Genomic DNA, 16,257 nt, shown 5'->3' on the forward strand with positions numbered 1-16,257 from the left:
TTCCTTAGAGTCCTCTTAATGCGGCTTGCGCAATTTGCATATCTTCTTCTACCGAGCCGCCGCTAATACCAATGCCGCCTATGATTTTTCCATCAGCGAAAATAGGGTAGCCGCCACCGAAAGAGACCAATTGATCACTGCAACTGGCTTCGATTTGAAACAGAGCTTGACCGGGTTGAACAAGGTTATGTAATTCGTGAGTTGCCATTTTTAGAGCCACAGCGGTATAGGCTTTTTTGAGCGCCAATTCGCTGCTGACTAACAGAGCATGTGGCATGCGATAACTTAAAATAGTGTTGCCATGGGCGTCGACCAGCGCAAAAACAATAGCAATACCGATCTGTTTGGCTTCTGCGATTGCGAGCTGTAACAGTTTCAACGCTGTCTGTGTTGCTTTGTCCTGAGCAGAAGAGTTGTCCTGAGCAGAAGAGTGGCGTACGCCGTTTACTGTGAGAGCTTGGTAACGCTGAGCCACTTTGCTAATCACACATTTTATTTGATTTTCGTGATCTTCGAGTCGCGCTAAGGCATAGAGTGCATCAGAGAGTCGATTGAGATATTTCATTAACTCTGGGCGAACCGGTTTGATTTCGTTTACTGCCAGTACTCTTCTTTCTGCGCGACGAGATACTGCGCGAGCAAGATGCATTTGACTCCCTGAAATCGAACTTCCCGGTAACACAAAGCTGTGCAGTGCGGGCACTTGAGCCATAGCATCATCGATTGCGTCTTCTAGCGCTTTGATCTCTTGCTCACCCACTTGCTGCTGATTGTCCGATTTTACGTTGAGCTCTGGGGAGGCTAATTCAGCGCCGATATAAAACAATTGATATTGAATGCTATCAAGCAGCTGTTTTGTGCTTTCAACCGTCGCCAATTTCTGAGCAACACTGATGTTAGCGTTGAGCTCATCGACCGTTCCGTAAGCTTCAACCTGTATGTCAGTTTTTGCTATGCGAACGCCACCGACAAGAGAAGTCGTGCCTTTGTCTCCGGTTTTGGTGTAAATGCCCACGAGACTTCTCCTTATTTATCCGACACAGACAAAGAGTCTAAGATGGCAACCACACATAAATCGGCTGCGGAGCGATCGTTGTTCAGACAAGCTCTTGCTGATGACCCTCTGGTGAGTAGGACAAATTCACCGTCACCTGCGCCCACACAATCAACGGCTACTTCGGGTGGGAAACCGGGCATCTTAGGGCTTTGACCATCGGTGCCAACTGGCTGAACAAGCAGCAATTTGCGTCCAATTAAGCTTTCTGATTTTTGAGTCGAAACCACTGAGCCGACTACTTTTGCTAAATCCATAATGTGTCCTCCGAGCAGGACCAAGTAATGTGATTTTTGGTCATTACGTCTTTTGCCATTGCTGTAACTATAGTGTTTGGTCTGGTTACCACGACGGAATGGGTAAGTTGGCAGACGTCGCCATAAGCCAGAACAGAACGTCCCCATAAAACAACAGGCTGACCCTCTTTGGTTTGCCAATTAAATGGCAAGTTAGTCAAAGCCTTAACAGGCAGCATTGAACAAAGAGAAGGGGGGATGACTAAAGTAACCGCAACACCAAAACTCACAACTTTCAGTAAGTGTTTCACTTCTGGTATCTCTGTTTGGCAACGAGCCAGTGCTAAGATGCTATTGGCATCAACAGACTCGACCATCATCTTGCCATGACGGGCGAGAACACTGAGTTCAACAGGTGTAGCCAGCGCTGGAAGCGTGGCGGTGTAGACAGCATGTTCACGCTCGCTTAGTAGGGTTGCGATACGTTCAACAATGGCTGTAATAACTTTGTCATCCAGTTTCATCATGATGACACCTTCAATATTTTCGCGAACGCTTGCGGATTGTCCGCGTCGGCAGCGTTGGCTTCATCGGTATCGAGATGCATTTCTAACACCATATCGGGAGACACACGAATCGATACTTCTTCAAACACGGTTCCTCTTGGTGTGCCTTCAATAGCAACCGATACCGAATCACCGTGTTTTACCCCAAACAACAAAGCATCAAGAGGCGACATGTGTATATGTCTTAGTGCAACAATAACCCCTTTAGTCAGGTTCACTTCACCCATTTCGCTGACCAGTTTGATTCCGGGAGTATCGTTTAAGTCGCCAGACAAACGGATAGGTGCGGCAATGCCTAATGTGCGTGCATCGGTTTTGGATATTTCGACCTGAGTAGAGCTACGCACAGGACCCAGAATTCGAACCTTTTCCAATTTCCCTTTTGGACCAACGAGCGTTACGGTTTGATCCGCAGCGTATTGGCCCGGTTGCTTTAACTCGTTGCGAACCGACATCGCTTGATTTGGAAACAAGCAGTCATAATCGCGTTGAGACAGATGCAAATGGCGATTAGAAATACCCACGGGGATAGGTCTTTCTCGCATCTGACTCAACACGTTGCAAACGGCTTGCTTAACTTCAACAATATTCACGTTATTTCACCTTGGTATTGTGGATGCACTTAGTGTGAGGTTCGCCTTTCACGCGCTCACAAAGTGGATCACCACATAGGTTACAAGTCGCTTCTTCTGTTGCTAGCAGTTGATTTTCAGCAATAACTTCTTCGACAACGATGTCATATTCAGAAACAGGCTCATTTTCAGATCCTAATTGGTTGTTTTCAGGCTTTTTCACAACCACAGGTTCTTCGGATTCTTCAACTTCTACAGGTGTGACCTTTGGCTCTAACACAATATCTTTTGTTTTCAATTCAGCCTTTTTTACCTCAGCTTTCTTGCTTGCTACTTTGCTGCTAACGGCTTTATTCAGCGTTGCGGATGCCTTTTTTTCTGGCGTGCCCCACGTATCCATAACGGTTTGATCGGGTCTGGAAAGCGTTTTCATGGCTACAAATGCGTTGTGACGTTTCGCCAGTTCACTGCCAGAAGAGAGCGATGCTTGAACAGCCGCGACATCGCCAACCACCTTGATGGTTTGCCAACCACCGCCTTTACAGGTTTCGATCCCCACAATAGTGACAGACGCGGTTTTAGCCATTGCATCTGCGACCAAAATAGCGCTAGCTAATCCTTTAATTTCTAATAATCCTAATGACTTTCTCACACGTGCCTCCTTGGTTTGAATGTCACGTTATTGGTTTGCATCGTTCACGGGTTTAAAAGGCAGCCCCTTCACCAAGCGAGCGGCGTTACAGCCAAGATTGCGTAATTGCTTATACAGTTCACCTTGGGAGCCAAGTGTGTGCAGTGAAACTTGAAATAACGGGTTGTCAGGAGTGAGATTGCGCGAATGCACCACAATCTCCTGATGAGTGCATGCAATCCCAACCGCTAGTGGTGAGAGAGATGCCGCGTTATGTGCTTCTTTTTTTATGTCGGTTATCTGTTTTTCAGTTGCCTTAAAGGGAATGCCTTCTTCTTCTATTCCCCAAAGCATCTGATGAAGTTGTTTGTTGTCCACTTGTTGCAGATAAACCAAAATGGCTGGAACTTCTTGTAATTGGCTATGCATGGGTTTCTCCTTTGCTAGTGTGATAGGAAAGGATCAATCCAGTCGCTACAGCGTTACGTGGGCCTTCCGTTCCACGAACGTTGCCTCTGCCAGCAACAAGGTTGTAGTGCGACAATGCATCTGTGACTAATTGCGGAACTTCAAAGTCGAGTGAAGAACCACCGACAAGGACAACAAAAGGTATATCTCGAATATTACCAGTTGGGCTGACGGCACGAAGTGCGCGAAGTGCGTTAGTCACGAAGACGCGTTGTTTGGCCGTGCGTCTAATCATGCGCACTTTTTCAATCGATTCTTCGCCTGCTAATGGAATAAATCCGGTTTCTTTAACGACGATGACGCGTGCGAAAATTTCGCTTGGTAAAGGTTTATCAAAGAATTGCACCGTGCCGTCTTCATGGCGTAAGTGGAACAAACTTTCTACTTTAGCCAGTGGGTATTTTTTTATGTCTTCAGCTAAGTAGGTATCCTCTAATCCCAGCTCGGAAGCAATGATCATCGTGACCATGTCACCTGCGCCTGCTAGGTGTATAGCTGTCATCCTGCCTTGTCCGTCAATGATGGAAGCGTCTGTAGAACCCGCGCCTAAATCGAGAATCGCTAACGGCGTTTGTGTGCCGGGAGTGGTAAGTGCGCCGAGGATAGCCGCTTCTGCTTCTGCACCACCGATTTGTACTTTGACGTTGAGAGTGCCGTGAATTTCTTCGGCGATACGTGCCATCTGTAAGTGATCTGATTTCACCATTGAGGCAATACCGACTGCGTGCTCAAGAGAAAACTCGCCAGCTAAACCGCCAGTGACATTAATAGGCACTAAAGTATCTACAGCTAACAAGTCTTGGATGTAAATTTCATTGCTTGGTTTGTTGGTGAGTTCGGCCATGGTTTGGCGAACATTTTCCAGCATACCGCCAATGTTACTGCCAGCTTCGCCAGTCACATTGTCCAATGTTTTGCAGGCAGAAACCCCTTGCATGATTTTTTCACTGCCTTGAGCAACGTCTATGGTTGTTGTTCTGCCTTCTGAATAGAGGGTGATGTGACCTGCGGGTATCGTACGGGCTTTTACATCACCTTCAGGCGTTTTGACCACAACCGCGGAACGAGTGCCGATAAGTGCTCTTGCTACTGGAACTACGTTTCTGGTTTCATCTGCGTCGAGTTCAAACACAGTTGCAATGCCGTAGGGGTTGGATAGGGTAGAGATCACTTGCCCTGGCATGGCGACTTCAACCGCAGCGGGCATGCCCATCGGAATTCTGTCGATGTATTTTACCTCATCGACAATAGGAATAATTTTGTTGAGGCGGTTACTGACCAGTACACCGTCGTCTTTTTGCAGAATGGCAGCTTCGATTTTGTAGCCTGCTTGTGTTGCAGCGTTGATCATGGCGGCAATGTCTGCGAAATCTAGCTCGCCGGGTGCGACGAGTATGTAAGCATTGTTTTTGTCACAGTGTAATAAGTCGTTAAAGGTGATGGTGATGCCAACCCCAAGTCCTAAACCACCAGGTGTTTTGGGGTTGTGTCCGATCATTGTTGATTCAGTAATGATAGTTTCCGTAATGGTTTCCATCGCTACATCACCAATTACCGGCGTGGCTTCATTGATGCGGATAATGTCAATGTCTTCACGTGTTAAATTGGCTTTTTTAACCACGAGATCCAGCGCAGTATAGATACCAAACAAATTACGCTTGGTGCCTTTGATACCAGTCGTTTCTGTAATTGCACTTGCCACAAAGCGAGTTTCCCCGGCTTCCTGAACGGCTAATGCAACTTCGGTGGTAGAGTTACCGATATCAATGCCCACTATATACGCCATCACCATACTCCTTTAACGTCAACTTCTTATGCGCTTTCAGATTAATCATCGCCTTTGAGTTTTTTACGCTCGACGTACAAATCAGCCGCTTCACGAACGTACTGCGAACAGATCGTCGCGTGGTATTTGGATTTGAGCTCGTCAGAGATTGCAATCAGCTCTTCCTTGGTGGAGCGATAAGGGCGGAGTGCGTTGTAAATCTCAAGAACACGATCATCAGGTACAGCAGTCAGTTCTGCCGCGCGTTCAAAGTTAATCGCCAAGCGTTCACGTCCAGCACTACGTGCGATGTCTGCCTGAATTCTTAGAATTTCAGGAGTGATACGCATGTCTGCTGATTTCACGCTACCGTTTAACACGTTCGCGAGAGTGATATCGTCTAGTGTTTTACCTGTGCTGGTTTTAACCCAGTCAGGGTGTTTGTTCGCTAGAGGATAATCTTTAACAGTCACTGAACTGTTAGATTGAGCTGTGCTTGACGAAACCGGCGCATCGCTTGTGTTGCTCATCTTGTACAACACGTCGCGAACTAAGGATTCGATAGATTCAGAATTCATAGCATTTCCTTTCGTTAATCTAAGACCTCAAGTTCCACAGCACCTTTGCCTTGCACAACGTGTTTGGTTTCTTTGATGTGCAATACCGCAGATTTTGCTTGGTACTTAGGACGAGCCATTTGGTCGTTCAGTGTTGGAACAGGTTGTGGCGATTCACCTTTTGCATACTTAGCGGCGTTTTTCCCGATTTGACGGTAAGTTTCTAGCGTCAATAGTGGTGCTTGAGGGAAAAGCTCTAAGTTGGAAAGCGGTGGAAGACCGTTTTGGTGAATTACCGTGGTACCTTTTGACTGGATACCGATACAAATACCGGAACCACTCAAACGGTCACCTTCAACGGCAATAAACGCAACGTCCGAAGATTTGAAGCAGCGGATAACACGTGCTTTTAGATCTTCTTCTTCAATGCCTGCTTTGAGCTCACGAATGATTGCTTTATGCGGTGTACCAACCATGTTGGTTGTTTGACTTAAACCAAATGCCGGACCAACCGCGATAATCACTTCATCCTTGCTGTTACCGTTTTTGGCTGGTGCTAACTCACGTAGGAATGAGTCTTCATTGCCAGCCGGAGCTGATTTAGCAAAAGAAACTGGCTTATCAGCGGCTGCCATTTCTTTTAGTACGTCTTCGACAATCTGACGCAACAGTGTTTCATTGATATCAACCATCTTTCGCCTTCCTTATCCAAGATCTTGAGGATCAAGGGCATTTGGAATGTTCTTAATTTCTTCCCAACGTTCACCCTGTACACGGTAACCAGTAGCTGGTCCTGCGTAATCGTTGACATCATTGACAGCCGAAAGCACTTGTCCGTCACCAACTATGATGGCTGAAGTATGCAAGTAGTCACCTGAGATCTTCGCTTTCTGAATGTTCAGCATGTCGGTTGCTACATCTTCGAAACCACCTTTGGCTAACGCTTTCACTACGTCTAGACCACTCAAGCTCTTCTCAATCACTTCTTGAGCTGCTTTCAAGTCTTCAACGATGTTGCGTTCTGGCATGTCTTTCGAACCGTGAGCGTAAGTCGCTGCTGTCACTTCTTCATCGGTGATGACTGGGAAACCGAGGCCTGCGAACACAGCTTGCATTGCACGTGCTGCTTTGTTACGAACCGCAACCACTTCCTCTTCGCGAACTGGGCGTAAGCCACCATCGACTTTAAGGTCACGTTGGATAACGTTGTAATCGTCAAAGTCTTCAGCGTCTTCGTTCGAACCTGCGAACATGTTGTCGTAGTTAGGAACAGCAGAGTAACCAGAAGAAATGAAGTCAGTACCTGGTAAGAACTGCATCAACAAACGTGCGGTACGACGCATGTCTGAGTGGGTAAATGTTTGGTCGTTACTGGATGCACATTCGAGATCGAGAGCTGCACAGATAAGGTTTTCTGCAAGCACCGCGCGAATACCTGATGGTACCGCTGAAGGTACACCAATACAGCTTACTGAACCGTTTTGTAGACCTTGCACACCAGCACCTTTAGTGATGTAGATACAGCGAGCTTCTAGGTAAAGCATGGATTTGCCTTCCGCATAACCCATTTGTACTTCAGAACCTGAGCCCGAAGTGAAGCGCATTTTCAAGCCGCGTGATGCATAAGATGATGCCAAGAAACCTTTAGACCAAGGGGTGTCATCACCGTCGGTAAATACAGGTTCAGTACCGTAAACAGAGATAGTTTCTGCATAACAGGTGTGGCCCAACATACCCAGTTTTAGCTCAGTTGCTTCTTCCAGTGAACACTGAGTCAGAACGCCTGGGCGACCGATTTGAGAGCCGATAAGTAGCGCAATAGCGTTAAATGGTGCATAACGCGCAACGGCTACTGTGGTCTCCTGTTCATCGAAACCGCGCAACGCACCTTCCGCAGCATCAGCAGCGATCTGCACAGGGTTATCGCGCACGTTGGTAACGTGAGCTTGTTGAGATGGAGTGCGGCGAGCACGCATTTTTTGCATTGCCATCATCATTTCAACCACGTTCATGTGCGACATGACTTCAACAATTTTTGCTGGCGTCATTGCAGTCGTGAGCGGAATGATATCTGCGCGCTTGACGTTTGGATCGCAAAGCATGTTTGCGACTTTAACGGAGTCCATTGCCATTGCTTTTTCTGCGTTGGCAAGGTTAATTCCGTAACGTGCAATATAGTGATCGATTAAATCGAATTTGGATTCTGGTTTACCATCCAGTTCAACAACCTTTCCGTTGACTATTTTTATGGATGGCGTTGGGTCATTAGGGCTTTCCATTGCAATAAAGCCTTCTTCGACCCAATCTTTTACAAATCCGTCTTGGTTAACTGGACGTTTTGCCAGTGCTTCAAATCGTTTTGAACGCATGAACCAACCTCGTTAATATGATTAGATGTAAGAAGGACGGTCATTGACTGGCTCGTCACCTAAAGTTCCCAGCAATGTTTTGCCAATTTCACGAGCGGAGATAACCGCTTGACGTACTGCGCCTGAATCACCAGATACAACCAGCGTGACTTCATTACTGAAACTTGTTCCGCCATTTCCTGGAGTGCAGTAAGCGATAACATCCACATTGGCCGATTTAAGTGCGGTATCCGCCATGATCAAACCTATCGATGCAGGAGCGCCAACAATAACGCCACATGCCTTACCCAATGGAGCACCAAAGGCTTTTTCCAGTGCATAACTTGCGCGCGCGCTGTACTGAAGTTCAATGTGTCCTGTTTGGTTGCCATAAACATCACCAAAAGTACGATCAAGCTCTTTCAATGCGACTTCAATGGCTCTGCGCACATCTGAAACATCATCGCCACCAAATACGATTAAAGAGCCATGGCCAGCACCACCTTTGGTGTCGCGTGGTAGTTCAATAGCGATAACTTCTGTATTGGTACTTTTTACGGCTTCATCAGCAGCCATAATGTGAGGTCCTGCACCAGTACGAGCACCAAGAATGCCGATGGAGCGATAGCGTTTTTCCAACTTCATTGCATCTAATAGAGCAGCGTCAACGTTGGCGATGACTAAGCCTATGGTGTCGCCAATCGCAGTACCGACGTACTCAGTAAGGCTGCATGTTTTTTTATCCATTGTTTCACCTCGATTGTTTTTCGCTGAGGAGACATCAGGTGAACCTTTCTGAACCCGAGCGATCACCTGATTCATGATTTGTTCAACTAATGGGTTGTCACTCATTCGTTAAGTCCTTTTGGCAGAATTTTTTCAACGTCCGTATGAGGGCGAGGAATAACGTGTGTAGCGACCACTTCACCAACATTGGCAGCTGAAGATGCGCCAGCGTCAGTTGCAGCTTTAACTGCTCCGACATCGCCACGAACAACCACTGTTACCAAGCCAGAACCGATTTTTTCGTATCCGACAAGGACTACGTTTGCCGATTTGACCATGGTGTCTGCAGCTTCAATTGCGGCTGTTAGACCACGGGTTTCGACCATTCCTAGTGCTTCTTGTTGCATATTTATACCTCGTAGTATTTTCGTAATGTTGCGCAGAGATATTAGAAAAGTCAGACGAAAAATAATGGTTTAGTTTAAGAGATTTAATTACGACTAATTAGCGTTATATGTGAAAAAATTGCACTATCAAAATGAAGATATAAGTAAACTCATGGGGTGAGAGAAATATACTGTTGGTAAAAAATTGCTATTCCTCCATTTTTTTATTGTTTATTTTTGTGACGTCTAGCAAAGTTGAAATTTATTTGAAGTTAGTCATAAATGGCGGATTTATGGGACTTCTGTATCAATAATAAAAATTTAGTATCAGCAATATTTTACCCTGACGGTGGTTGTTTAACTATATGATATTTATGGATAATAAATTTAATTTAATGTATTTTTGCTAATGTGACTTTAAAAAATACCCACAAAGTGTGAATTGATGACAAAAAAGTAATAAATTAAAAAAATATACTTTATGTCGAAGTTTTTCATTTCATGAACCGTAAATTGGCTTTGTGGATTAGGAGTTGTATTTATATTTAATTAAATAAACACCTTATATAAAGCAGCGTTTATTTCTATAAAAAGGAACATAATGTCATGAGTAACCTACGAAACGAATGTATATCCGAGTTCTTCGGAACAGGGCTGTTTTTATTTTTTGGTACCAGTTGTTTATCCGCAATCAAAGTTGCCGGTGCAGCATATGGTCTGTGGGAAATCTGTATCGTGTGGGGTCTTGGTATCGCGCTTGCTGTGTATTTAACAGCCGGTGTTTCAGGCGCACATCTGAACCCAGCGGTCACGGTCGGACTCTGGCTGTTTGCCAGTTTTCCTAAACATAAAGTGATTCCGTATAGTCTTGCGCAAATCGCAGGGGCATTTTTTGGCGCAACAATGACGTACTTTATTTATAACGACCTTTTTACGGCTTATGAAGCGACGAATGCCATGGTACGAGGTTCGGAAGAGAGCCTTTATTTAGCCAGTATTTTTAGTACCTTCCCTCATCCTGAAATATCAGTATTTCAAGCCGGCTTTGTTGAAATCGTGATAACAGCAACATTAATGTCGTTGATTCTTGCGCTGACCGATGATGGTAATGGTGTGCCAAGAGGTGCTCTGGCACCACTTTTGATTGGTATTTTGGTTGCCGTTATTGGTGCTGCCACCGCACCGCTAACAGGCTTCGCGATGAATCCAGCTCGTGATTTTGGACCTAAATTATTTACATACCTGGCGGGTTGGGGAAATGTTTCTATGACCGGGGCTCGTGAAATTCCCTATTTCTTAGTGCCTATTATTGCACCGATTATCGGTGCTTGTGTCGGTGGAGCTGGTTACCGGTTCTTTATCGGTAGAGGTCTTGAAGCGGAGAAACCTGCAGCAAAGAAAACGGAAAGTCAGACACAACTTTGATTTAGACAACAGTCGTTCTCGACAATCAGTTTCTACGTACGAGTAGAACTGAGACAACAATGATCCTGTGCACAGGTATTTGAAGCTGCGAGTTGTAGAAGGTGATGCTATTGCTTTCTTGCAATAGCAGCTTTAAGTATTTCATTGAGATTATTTTTACAGTAACACTGGGGCTGCAAGCCCTAAGGAGCAATAATGGATAACATTATTATTTGCCCTAGTAAGTACGTACAAGGGCCTAATGTAATAGACAACCTAGGGGCATACGTTAAGCCTCTAGGTCGTTCAGTGATTGTTCTCGCTGACAACTTCGTTACTCAGTTGGTAGAAAAAAGAGTGGCTGTCAGTTTTAGTGAGCAAAGTATTAAGGGTTACTTTTCCTTATTTGGCGGTGAATGTTCACAGCCTGAAATTGACCGTTTAACTTTAGTTGCCAAAGAAAAACAGGTAGATGCTGTTGTTGGTATCGGTGGCGGTAAAACACTTGATACTGCAAAAGCAGTTGGCGCTGAGCTTAGTATTCCCGTGGTAATAGTACCCACCATAGCATCAACCGACGCGCCAACGAGCGCATTATCCGTAATTTATACGCCACAAGGCGAGTTCAGTAAGTATCGCTTCTACACTAAAAACCCTGATGTGGTGATTATGGATACTCAGATCGTAGCGCAAGCTCCGACCCGTTTACTTGTTTCTGGTATGGGGGATGCACTCTCTACCTATTTTGAAGCAAGGGCAAACGAGCGTTCCGGCAAAGGCACTATGGCCGGAGGCGCACCAACAAAAGCAGCGCAAGCGTTAGCAAAACTCTGTTTCCAAATACTGATGAGTGATGGATTGAAAGCAAAAGTCGCTTGTGACAACAATCTTTCCAGTCGCGCTTTGGAAAATATTGTTGAAGCTAATACTTATCTTTCCGGTATTGGATTCGAAAACTCTGGCTTGGCTGCGGCACACGCGATTCATAATGGACTAACACTTTTAGAAGAGTGTCATCATTTGTATCACGGTGAAAAAGTGGCGTTTGGCACCATTACTCAGTTGGTTTTAGAAAATGCGCCTATGGACGAGATCAATGAAGTGATTGAATTTTGCTGTTCTGTGGGTTTACCAACCAACTTAACCGATATGGGGGTTCTGCACATAGATAGAGATAAGCTATTCAACGTAGCCAAAGCGGCATGTGCGGAAGGGGAAACTATTCACAACATGCCATTTAAAGTGACACCAGAATTAGTACTTTCTGCGATTCTGACGGCTCATGAATTAGGTAGTTAAATATAGAAATAAATCTAAAGTTTAAATTTTGTCTGGGTGATATGAATTAATTTGTTCATATTTATGTCACTTGGACTATTTTTAATTTCGTTATATGAATAAATTAAACTATTCTCTTTCTCTTAGTAAATACGCCTCATTTTAACAATTGGTTATCAAAATATTAACCATTAAAATTTCTTTACACAATTCTGATGAAATAAATTAGTCAATTTAGTTGCTGATCACTTATTTATCCTCATCTTGATGCTACATATAAAATCAAATTTCGGAACGAAGTATTTTGTATCGTATCAATGGACTAAGAAGGTGGTTATGTCTTCTGTTACCTCGTTAGACTCAGCATTAATAAGAAAAATCGCTTCAGACTTTGCACAAGCGACAGAATTAGCCGTGGTCGTCGTAAATATACATGGAGAGGAAATATCAGAACGATTTAACTTTTCAGATTTCTGTCAGAAAATCAGACAGAATCCTGAGCTCTATAATCAATGTATGCTCAGCGATAAAAGAGGTGGTCTTAAAGCCTCTGTAGATAACAAACCTTGTGTGTATCAGTGTCATGCTGGTCTTACCGATTTCTCTATCCCATTGATTGTTGAAGGACATTTGGTGGGGTTTGTGTTGTGCGGGCAAGTGAGGCTTATTGGCCATGAAGATGAATCCATCGAAGGAATGGCTCATACACAAAATCTGTGGGAAAAAGACGAAGAGCTTCGTCATTGCTTTGAAGATATTCCTGTCGTCGATTATCAGAAAGTGTTGGCTTCTGCCGAGTTGCTACAGCTTATCGTTGAGAACTGTATTCGTAAACATATTAACCTTGTGGTAATTGACGATACTAGTATTAACGATCAACAAAAGCTTTCCATCAATAACAACGATCATAAGATCAAAAAGGCGCTGCGCTTTATTGAGCATCATTTTAGTGACGACATCAAATTGGAAGATGTTGCTGCACATATCTATCTGAGCCCTTACTACTTCTCAAAGCTATTCAAGAAACACCTAGGTATTGGGTTCAACGCTTACTTAAATAATTGTCGTATTATGCACGCTAAGAAAATGTTAAAAAGCAGCGGTATACCTGTGGCGACAATTGCGAAAAATTTAGGCTTTTCTCAGACCAGTTATTTCTGCAAAGTATTTAGAAAAAATTGCAGTATGAGCCCACAGGAATATAGAGATAAACATTATCAAGATGCGGTAATTCACGATTAGTGGAAAGTATAAATAAAAGATTCATTTTTAGGTGGCACTCGAGTTTAATAACCGGTGCCACTTAACATATTTGAATATTGTGCAATGACAAGAAATTACCATTTGTATGTTTTAATTAACTCTGTAATATACTGTTTTAAATGGTTGTTTAAGTCGGTATGGCAATTTATTACCATTGGAGGTGATAAATTGGCAGGAATTCATCGTCATGGTAGCCAGAATTTATTTACTACAAGCTTATAGTGAGATTTAGGAACAAGATATGTATACCCTTCCTACTTGAAGTTGCAGCGGTGTTGGCTACGTTTGCTCACCCCAATCACATAGTTTATCTATGCTCATGGGGATTCACTCACTTGCCGCCTACCTGCAACTCCAAGTAGTTTGGGTATAGTTAGTTTTAGTTGTCGAAACACGATATTTCAATTTGGTTATGCCCCAGACAGGGCATCTATCCCGCAAGGGATTACGGAAGTGAGGTGAGAATCCTCCGCAGCCCCCGCTGCTGTAATGCTGACGACTTGGTTATACCACTGAAACGGGAAGGAGCCAAGAAGGATGAAGCTAAGCCAGAAGACGAATCAAGTTGAACTCAATAACTCCTTCGGTGGGAAGAGAGTGAGAGAAGTAGGTTCCTGTCTCAAGACCCTACGACTTTTCACTTGCCCATCGTCCGTTCAGAAACGTAACTGAAAGTGGACTATGAAAGCATTACTTATAGCGGGCACAAACAGTGGAAGTGGCAAAACAACATTCACATTAGGTTTACTAAGAGCCTTGTGTCGCCGTGAGCTAAAGGTTCAGCCTTTTAAGGTTGGCCCGGACTACATTGATACCGCATGGCACAGCAAAGTCGCCAACGTTCCATCGCATAATCTAGATTCCTTTATGCTCGATGAGCAGACGGTGAATGCCTTATTCCATCAACAAGCACAAAATGCCGACATCGCTGTGATAGAAGGTGTAATGGGGCTATTCGATGGTTATGGCAGCGATCCATACTATTGCAGCAGCGCAGGTACAGCCAAAGCACTCAAATGCCCAGTGATTTTAGTCGTAGACGGTAAAGCTATGTCGACATCGGCAGCGGCGATTGTTATGGGTTTTCAGCAGTTCGGCAAAGAGGTCAACATTGCAGGTGTTGTATTTAATCACGTCAATTCAGATAAGCACTACCAGCTTCTTAAACAGGCTGTAGAAACCTATTGCCATATTCCAGCGTTTGGTCGATTACCTAAGTTACCCAATATTGAACTTCCTTCTCGTCACTTAGGTTTGATGACTGCTCAAGAATCACAAGATATGGATTCACAATGGGATGAACTGGCTGATGCTATTGAACAGTATGTTGATGTCGATGGATTGCTGAGTGCAGCTTGCTCCCAACTTTACCAAGGTTCAAGGCAGACCATTTATCAAGCGATAGAAGGTAAGGGTAAAGGTCTAGTTGTCGCTGTAGCAATGGATAAGGCATTCAACTTTTATTACCAAGCGAATCTTGATCTGTTAACCCGTAGTGGTGTCGAAATTCGATATTTTAGCCCTCTAACGGACGCACAATTACCTGAATGTGATTTGCTGTATATCGGTGGTGGCTACCCTGAGTTATACGCTGAACAGCTTGCGCAAAACCGTTCAATGTTGCAATCGATCCTAGCGGCTCATCAAGCCAATTTGCCAATCTATGCTGAGTGTGGCGGCTTGATGTATTTAGGGAGTTCACTGTCTGACAGTGAAGATAACATCTATCCCATGGTCGGTATCTTGTCAGGCCAAAGCGTTATGACCAACAAGCTGAATCGTTTTGGCTACTGCAATGCTCGTGCAGACGTAGACACCTTGTTATGTCAGTCGGGCAATCAGTTACGTGGTCATGAATTTCATTATTCTGATTTTGTGACGGATATGGAACCTGCATTCACATTAAGGAAAGTCCATGAAGGTGAAGTGCTTGCAACTTGGCGCGGTGGTTATCAAGTAGGGAACACCTTAGCGATGTATCTCCATGTGCATTTTGCCCAGTCTCCGGAGATGCTGCTTGAGTGGTTTAAGAGGGCGCGAAGCCTATGATGACCTTAACTCTTTATTTCACCGCGTTCTTTATGGATCTGTTGATTGGTGATCCTCACAGTTGGCCGCATCCTGTACGTTTGATTGGGATTTCAATTTCCAATATGGAGAAACGAATCCGACAAATATTTAGCAGCAAAGTATGGCTCTATATCGCAGGTGGCATTTTGTGGTTCTGGATTGTTGGTACTGCAGGTTTAATTACTTGGGCAGTGATTCATTTGAGTTATGACATCCACTGGCTACTTGGAACCGCTGTCGAGCTTTGGCTTACTTTTACCGTGCTCGCGACAGGCTGTTTAAAAGATGCGGCTTATAACGTGCTTATCCCACTACGTGCTCACAACCTTGAAGAAGCACGCCTCAAAGTCTCTTACATCGTTGGACGTGATACCAGCCAACTGGATGAAAAACAGATCACCCGCGCGACAGTCGAAACCGTGGCTGAAAATACAGTAGATGGTGTGATTGCACCGATGCTCTACCTGTTTATCGGAGGTGTACCACTTGCGATGGCATACAAAGCGATCAATACCCTTGACTCTATGGTTGGCTACAAAAGCGATCGCTACAGAGAGTTGGGTTTTGTCTCAGCGCGAATGGATGATGTAGCGAATTTTATTCCGGCTCGTATTTCTTGGCTGCTGTTCTCTTTGTCTGCCTTCCTGATGGGTTGCAATGGCAAATCTGCCTTCACTATTGGTTGGCGAGACCGATATCAACATAAAAGCCCCAACAGTGCCTGGTCTGAAGCGACGGTAGCGGGCGCGCTTGGTGTACAACTTGGTGGTCCAAGTAATTACTTTGGTCAGTTAGTTGAAAAACCTTGGATAGGAGACTTCATCAGAGAAATCGAGCCCGAGGACATCGGGAAATCGACGCGCTTAATGTACTTAACGTCGACCTTAGCTCTAATTCTATTTTCACTCGCTTACATCATTGTTATTTAGGGAT

At 44.5% G+C, this 16,257-nt stretch carries 17 protein-coding genes and 1 riboswitch; of the genes, 5 read left to right on the forward strand and 12 right to left on the reverse strand.

Going from position 1 to position 16,257, the window contains the following annotated elements; all coding sequences use genetic code 11:
• Positions 1 to 4: 4 nt before the first annotated feature.
• From ACK5MF_RS10390 to pduA, 12 genes are read right to left on the reverse strand one after another with little or no spacing between them, the layout of a single operon-like run.
• Positions 5 to 1,015, reverse strand: a complete 1,011-nt coding sequence (locus ACK5MF_RS10390) for a cob(I)yrinic acid a,c-diamide adenosyltransferase (protein ID WP_416921927.1) — start codon at positions 1,013 to 1,015, stop codon at positions 5 to 7.
• A gap of 11 nt (positions 1,016 to 1,026) precedes the next feature.
• The gene (locus tag ACK5MF_RS10395; protein ID WP_416921929.1) at positions 1,027 to 1,311 is read right to left on the reverse strand and encodes a EutN/CcmL family microcompartment protein; all 285 of its coding nucleotides are present in this window, start codon (positions 1,309 to 1,311) and stop codon (positions 1,027 to 1,029) included.
• Positions 1,302 to 1,817 carry a PduM family microcompartment protein gene (gene pduM / locus ACK5MF_RS10400; RefSeq protein ID WP_416921930.1) on the reverse strand — a complete coding sequence of 172 codons (516 nt, stop codon included), beginning with the start codon at positions 1,815 to 1,817 and terminating at the stop codon, positions 1,302 to 1,304. The genes ACK5MF_RS10395 and pduM overlap by 10 nt, the downstream gene beginning before the upstream one ends.
• Positions 1,814 to 2,449 (reverse strand): phosphate propanoyltransferase, encoded by a 636-nt coding sequence (locus tag ACK5MF_RS10405; RefSeq protein WP_416921932.1) that lies wholly within the window; start codon positions 2,447 to 2,449, stop codon positions 1,814 to 1,816. Before ACK5MF_RS10405 ends, pduM begins: the two co-directional genes overlap by 4 nt.
• A gap of 1 nt (position 2,450) precedes the next feature.
• The gene (locus ACK5MF_RS10410) at positions 2,451 to 3,080 is read right to left on the reverse strand and encodes a BMC domain-containing protein (RefSeq protein ID WP_416921934.1); all 630 of its coding nucleotides are present in this window, start codon (positions 3,078 to 3,080) and stop codon (positions 2,451 to 2,453) included.
• A gap of 27 nt (positions 3,081 to 3,107) precedes the next feature.
• Positions 3,108 to 3,488, reverse strand: a complete 381-nt coding sequence (locus ACK5MF_RS10415; RefSeq protein WP_416921936.1) for a glycerol dehydratase reactivase beta/small subunit family protein — start codon at positions 3,486 to 3,488, stop codon at positions 3,108 to 3,110.
• Complete coding sequence (locus ACK5MF_RS10420) at positions 3,481 to 5,313, reverse strand: diol dehydratase reactivase subunit alpha (RefSeq protein WP_416921938.1); 1,833 nt, start codon at positions 5,311 to 5,313, stop codon at positions 3,481 to 3,483. The genes ACK5MF_RS10415 and ACK5MF_RS10420 overlap by 8 nt, the downstream gene beginning before the upstream one ends.
• Before the next feature lie 41 nt (positions 5,314 to 5,354).
• Positions 5,355 to 5,870: a propanediol dehydratase small subunit PduE gene (pduE, locus tag ACK5MF_RS10425; RefSeq protein ID WP_102941959.1), complete on the reverse strand. Its 516-nt coding sequence runs from the start codon at positions 5,868 to 5,870 to the stop codon at positions 5,355 to 5,357.
• Between the two features lie 14 nt (positions 5,871 to 5,884).
• Complete coding sequence (locus tag ACK5MF_RS10430; protein ID WP_416921940.1) at positions 5,885 to 6,541, reverse strand: propanediol/glycerol family dehydratase medium subunit; 657 nt, start codon at positions 6,539 to 6,541, stop codon at positions 5,885 to 5,887.
• Positions 6,542 to 6,553: 12 nt separating this feature from the next.
• Positions 6,554 to 8,218, reverse strand: coding sequence for a propanediol dehydratase large subunit PduC (gene pduC, locus ACK5MF_RS10435; RefSeq protein ID WP_416921942.1), 1,665 nt, complete (start codon positions 8,216 to 8,218; stop codon positions 6,554 to 6,556).
• Between the two features lie 21 nt (positions 8,219 to 8,239).
• Positions 8,240 to 9,049, reverse strand: coding sequence for a propanediol utilization microcompartment protein PduB (gene pduB / locus ACK5MF_RS10440; protein ID WP_416921945.1), 810 nt, complete (start codon positions 9,047 to 9,049; stop codon positions 8,240 to 8,242).
• Positions 9,046 to 9,330: a propanediol utilization microcompartment protein PduA gene (gene pduA, locus ACK5MF_RS10445; protein ID WP_102941963.1), complete on the reverse strand. Its 285-nt coding sequence runs from the start codon at positions 9,328 to 9,330 to the stop codon at positions 9,046 to 9,048. The genes pduB and pduA overlap by 4 nt, the downstream gene beginning before the upstream one ends.
• A 585-nt stretch (positions 9,331 to 9,915) precedes the next feature.
• Between pduA and ACK5MF_RS10450 the strand changes: the two genes are divergently transcribed.
• From ACK5MF_RS10450 to cbiB, 5 genes are all read left to right on the forward strand, one after another.
• Positions 9,916 to 10,734 (forward strand): MIP/aquaporin family protein, encoded by an 819-nt coding sequence (locus ACK5MF_RS10450; RefSeq protein WP_416921946.1) that lies wholly within the window; start codon positions 9,916 to 9,918, stop codon positions 10,732 to 10,734.
• Positions 10,735 to 10,929: 195 nt separating this feature from the next.
• Positions 10,930 to 12,012, forward strand: a complete 1,083-nt coding sequence (locus ACK5MF_RS10455; protein WP_416921948.1) for a glycerol dehydrogenase — start codon at positions 10,930 to 10,932, stop codon at positions 12,010 to 12,012.
• A 315-nt stretch (positions 12,013 to 12,327) separates the two neighbouring features.
• Positions 12,328 to 13,233 carry a transcriptional regulator PocR gene (gene pocR, locus ACK5MF_RS10460; RefSeq protein ID WP_416921950.1) on the forward strand — a complete coding sequence of 302 codons (906 nt, stop codon included), beginning with the start codon at positions 12,328 to 12,330 and terminating at the stop codon, positions 13,231 to 13,233.
• Positions 13,234 to 13,644: 411 nt separating this feature from the next.
• A riboswitch (cobalamin riboswitch) is annotated at positions 13,645 to 13,834 on the forward strand.
• A 101-nt stretch (positions 13,835 to 13,935) separates the two neighbouring features.
• Complete coding sequence (locus tag ACK5MF_RS10465) at positions 13,936 to 15,303, forward strand: cobyrinate a,c-diamide synthase (protein ID WP_416921952.1); 1,368 nt, start codon at positions 13,936 to 13,938, stop codon at positions 15,301 to 15,303.
• Positions 15,300 to 16,253 (forward strand): adenosylcobinamide-phosphate synthase CbiB, encoded by a 954-nt coding sequence (gene cbiB, locus ACK5MF_RS10470; protein ID WP_416921954.1) that lies wholly within the window; start codon positions 15,300 to 15,302, stop codon positions 16,251 to 16,253. The genes ACK5MF_RS10465 and cbiB overlap by 4 nt, the downstream gene beginning before the upstream one ends.
• The last annotated feature ends 4 nt before the right edge of the window (positions 16,254 to 16,257 follow it).

This window comes from Vibrio sp. (genome assembly GCF_047973365.1).
Classification (GTDB): Bacteria; Pseudomonadota; Gammaproteobacteria; order Enterobacterales; family Vibrionaceae; genus Vibrio.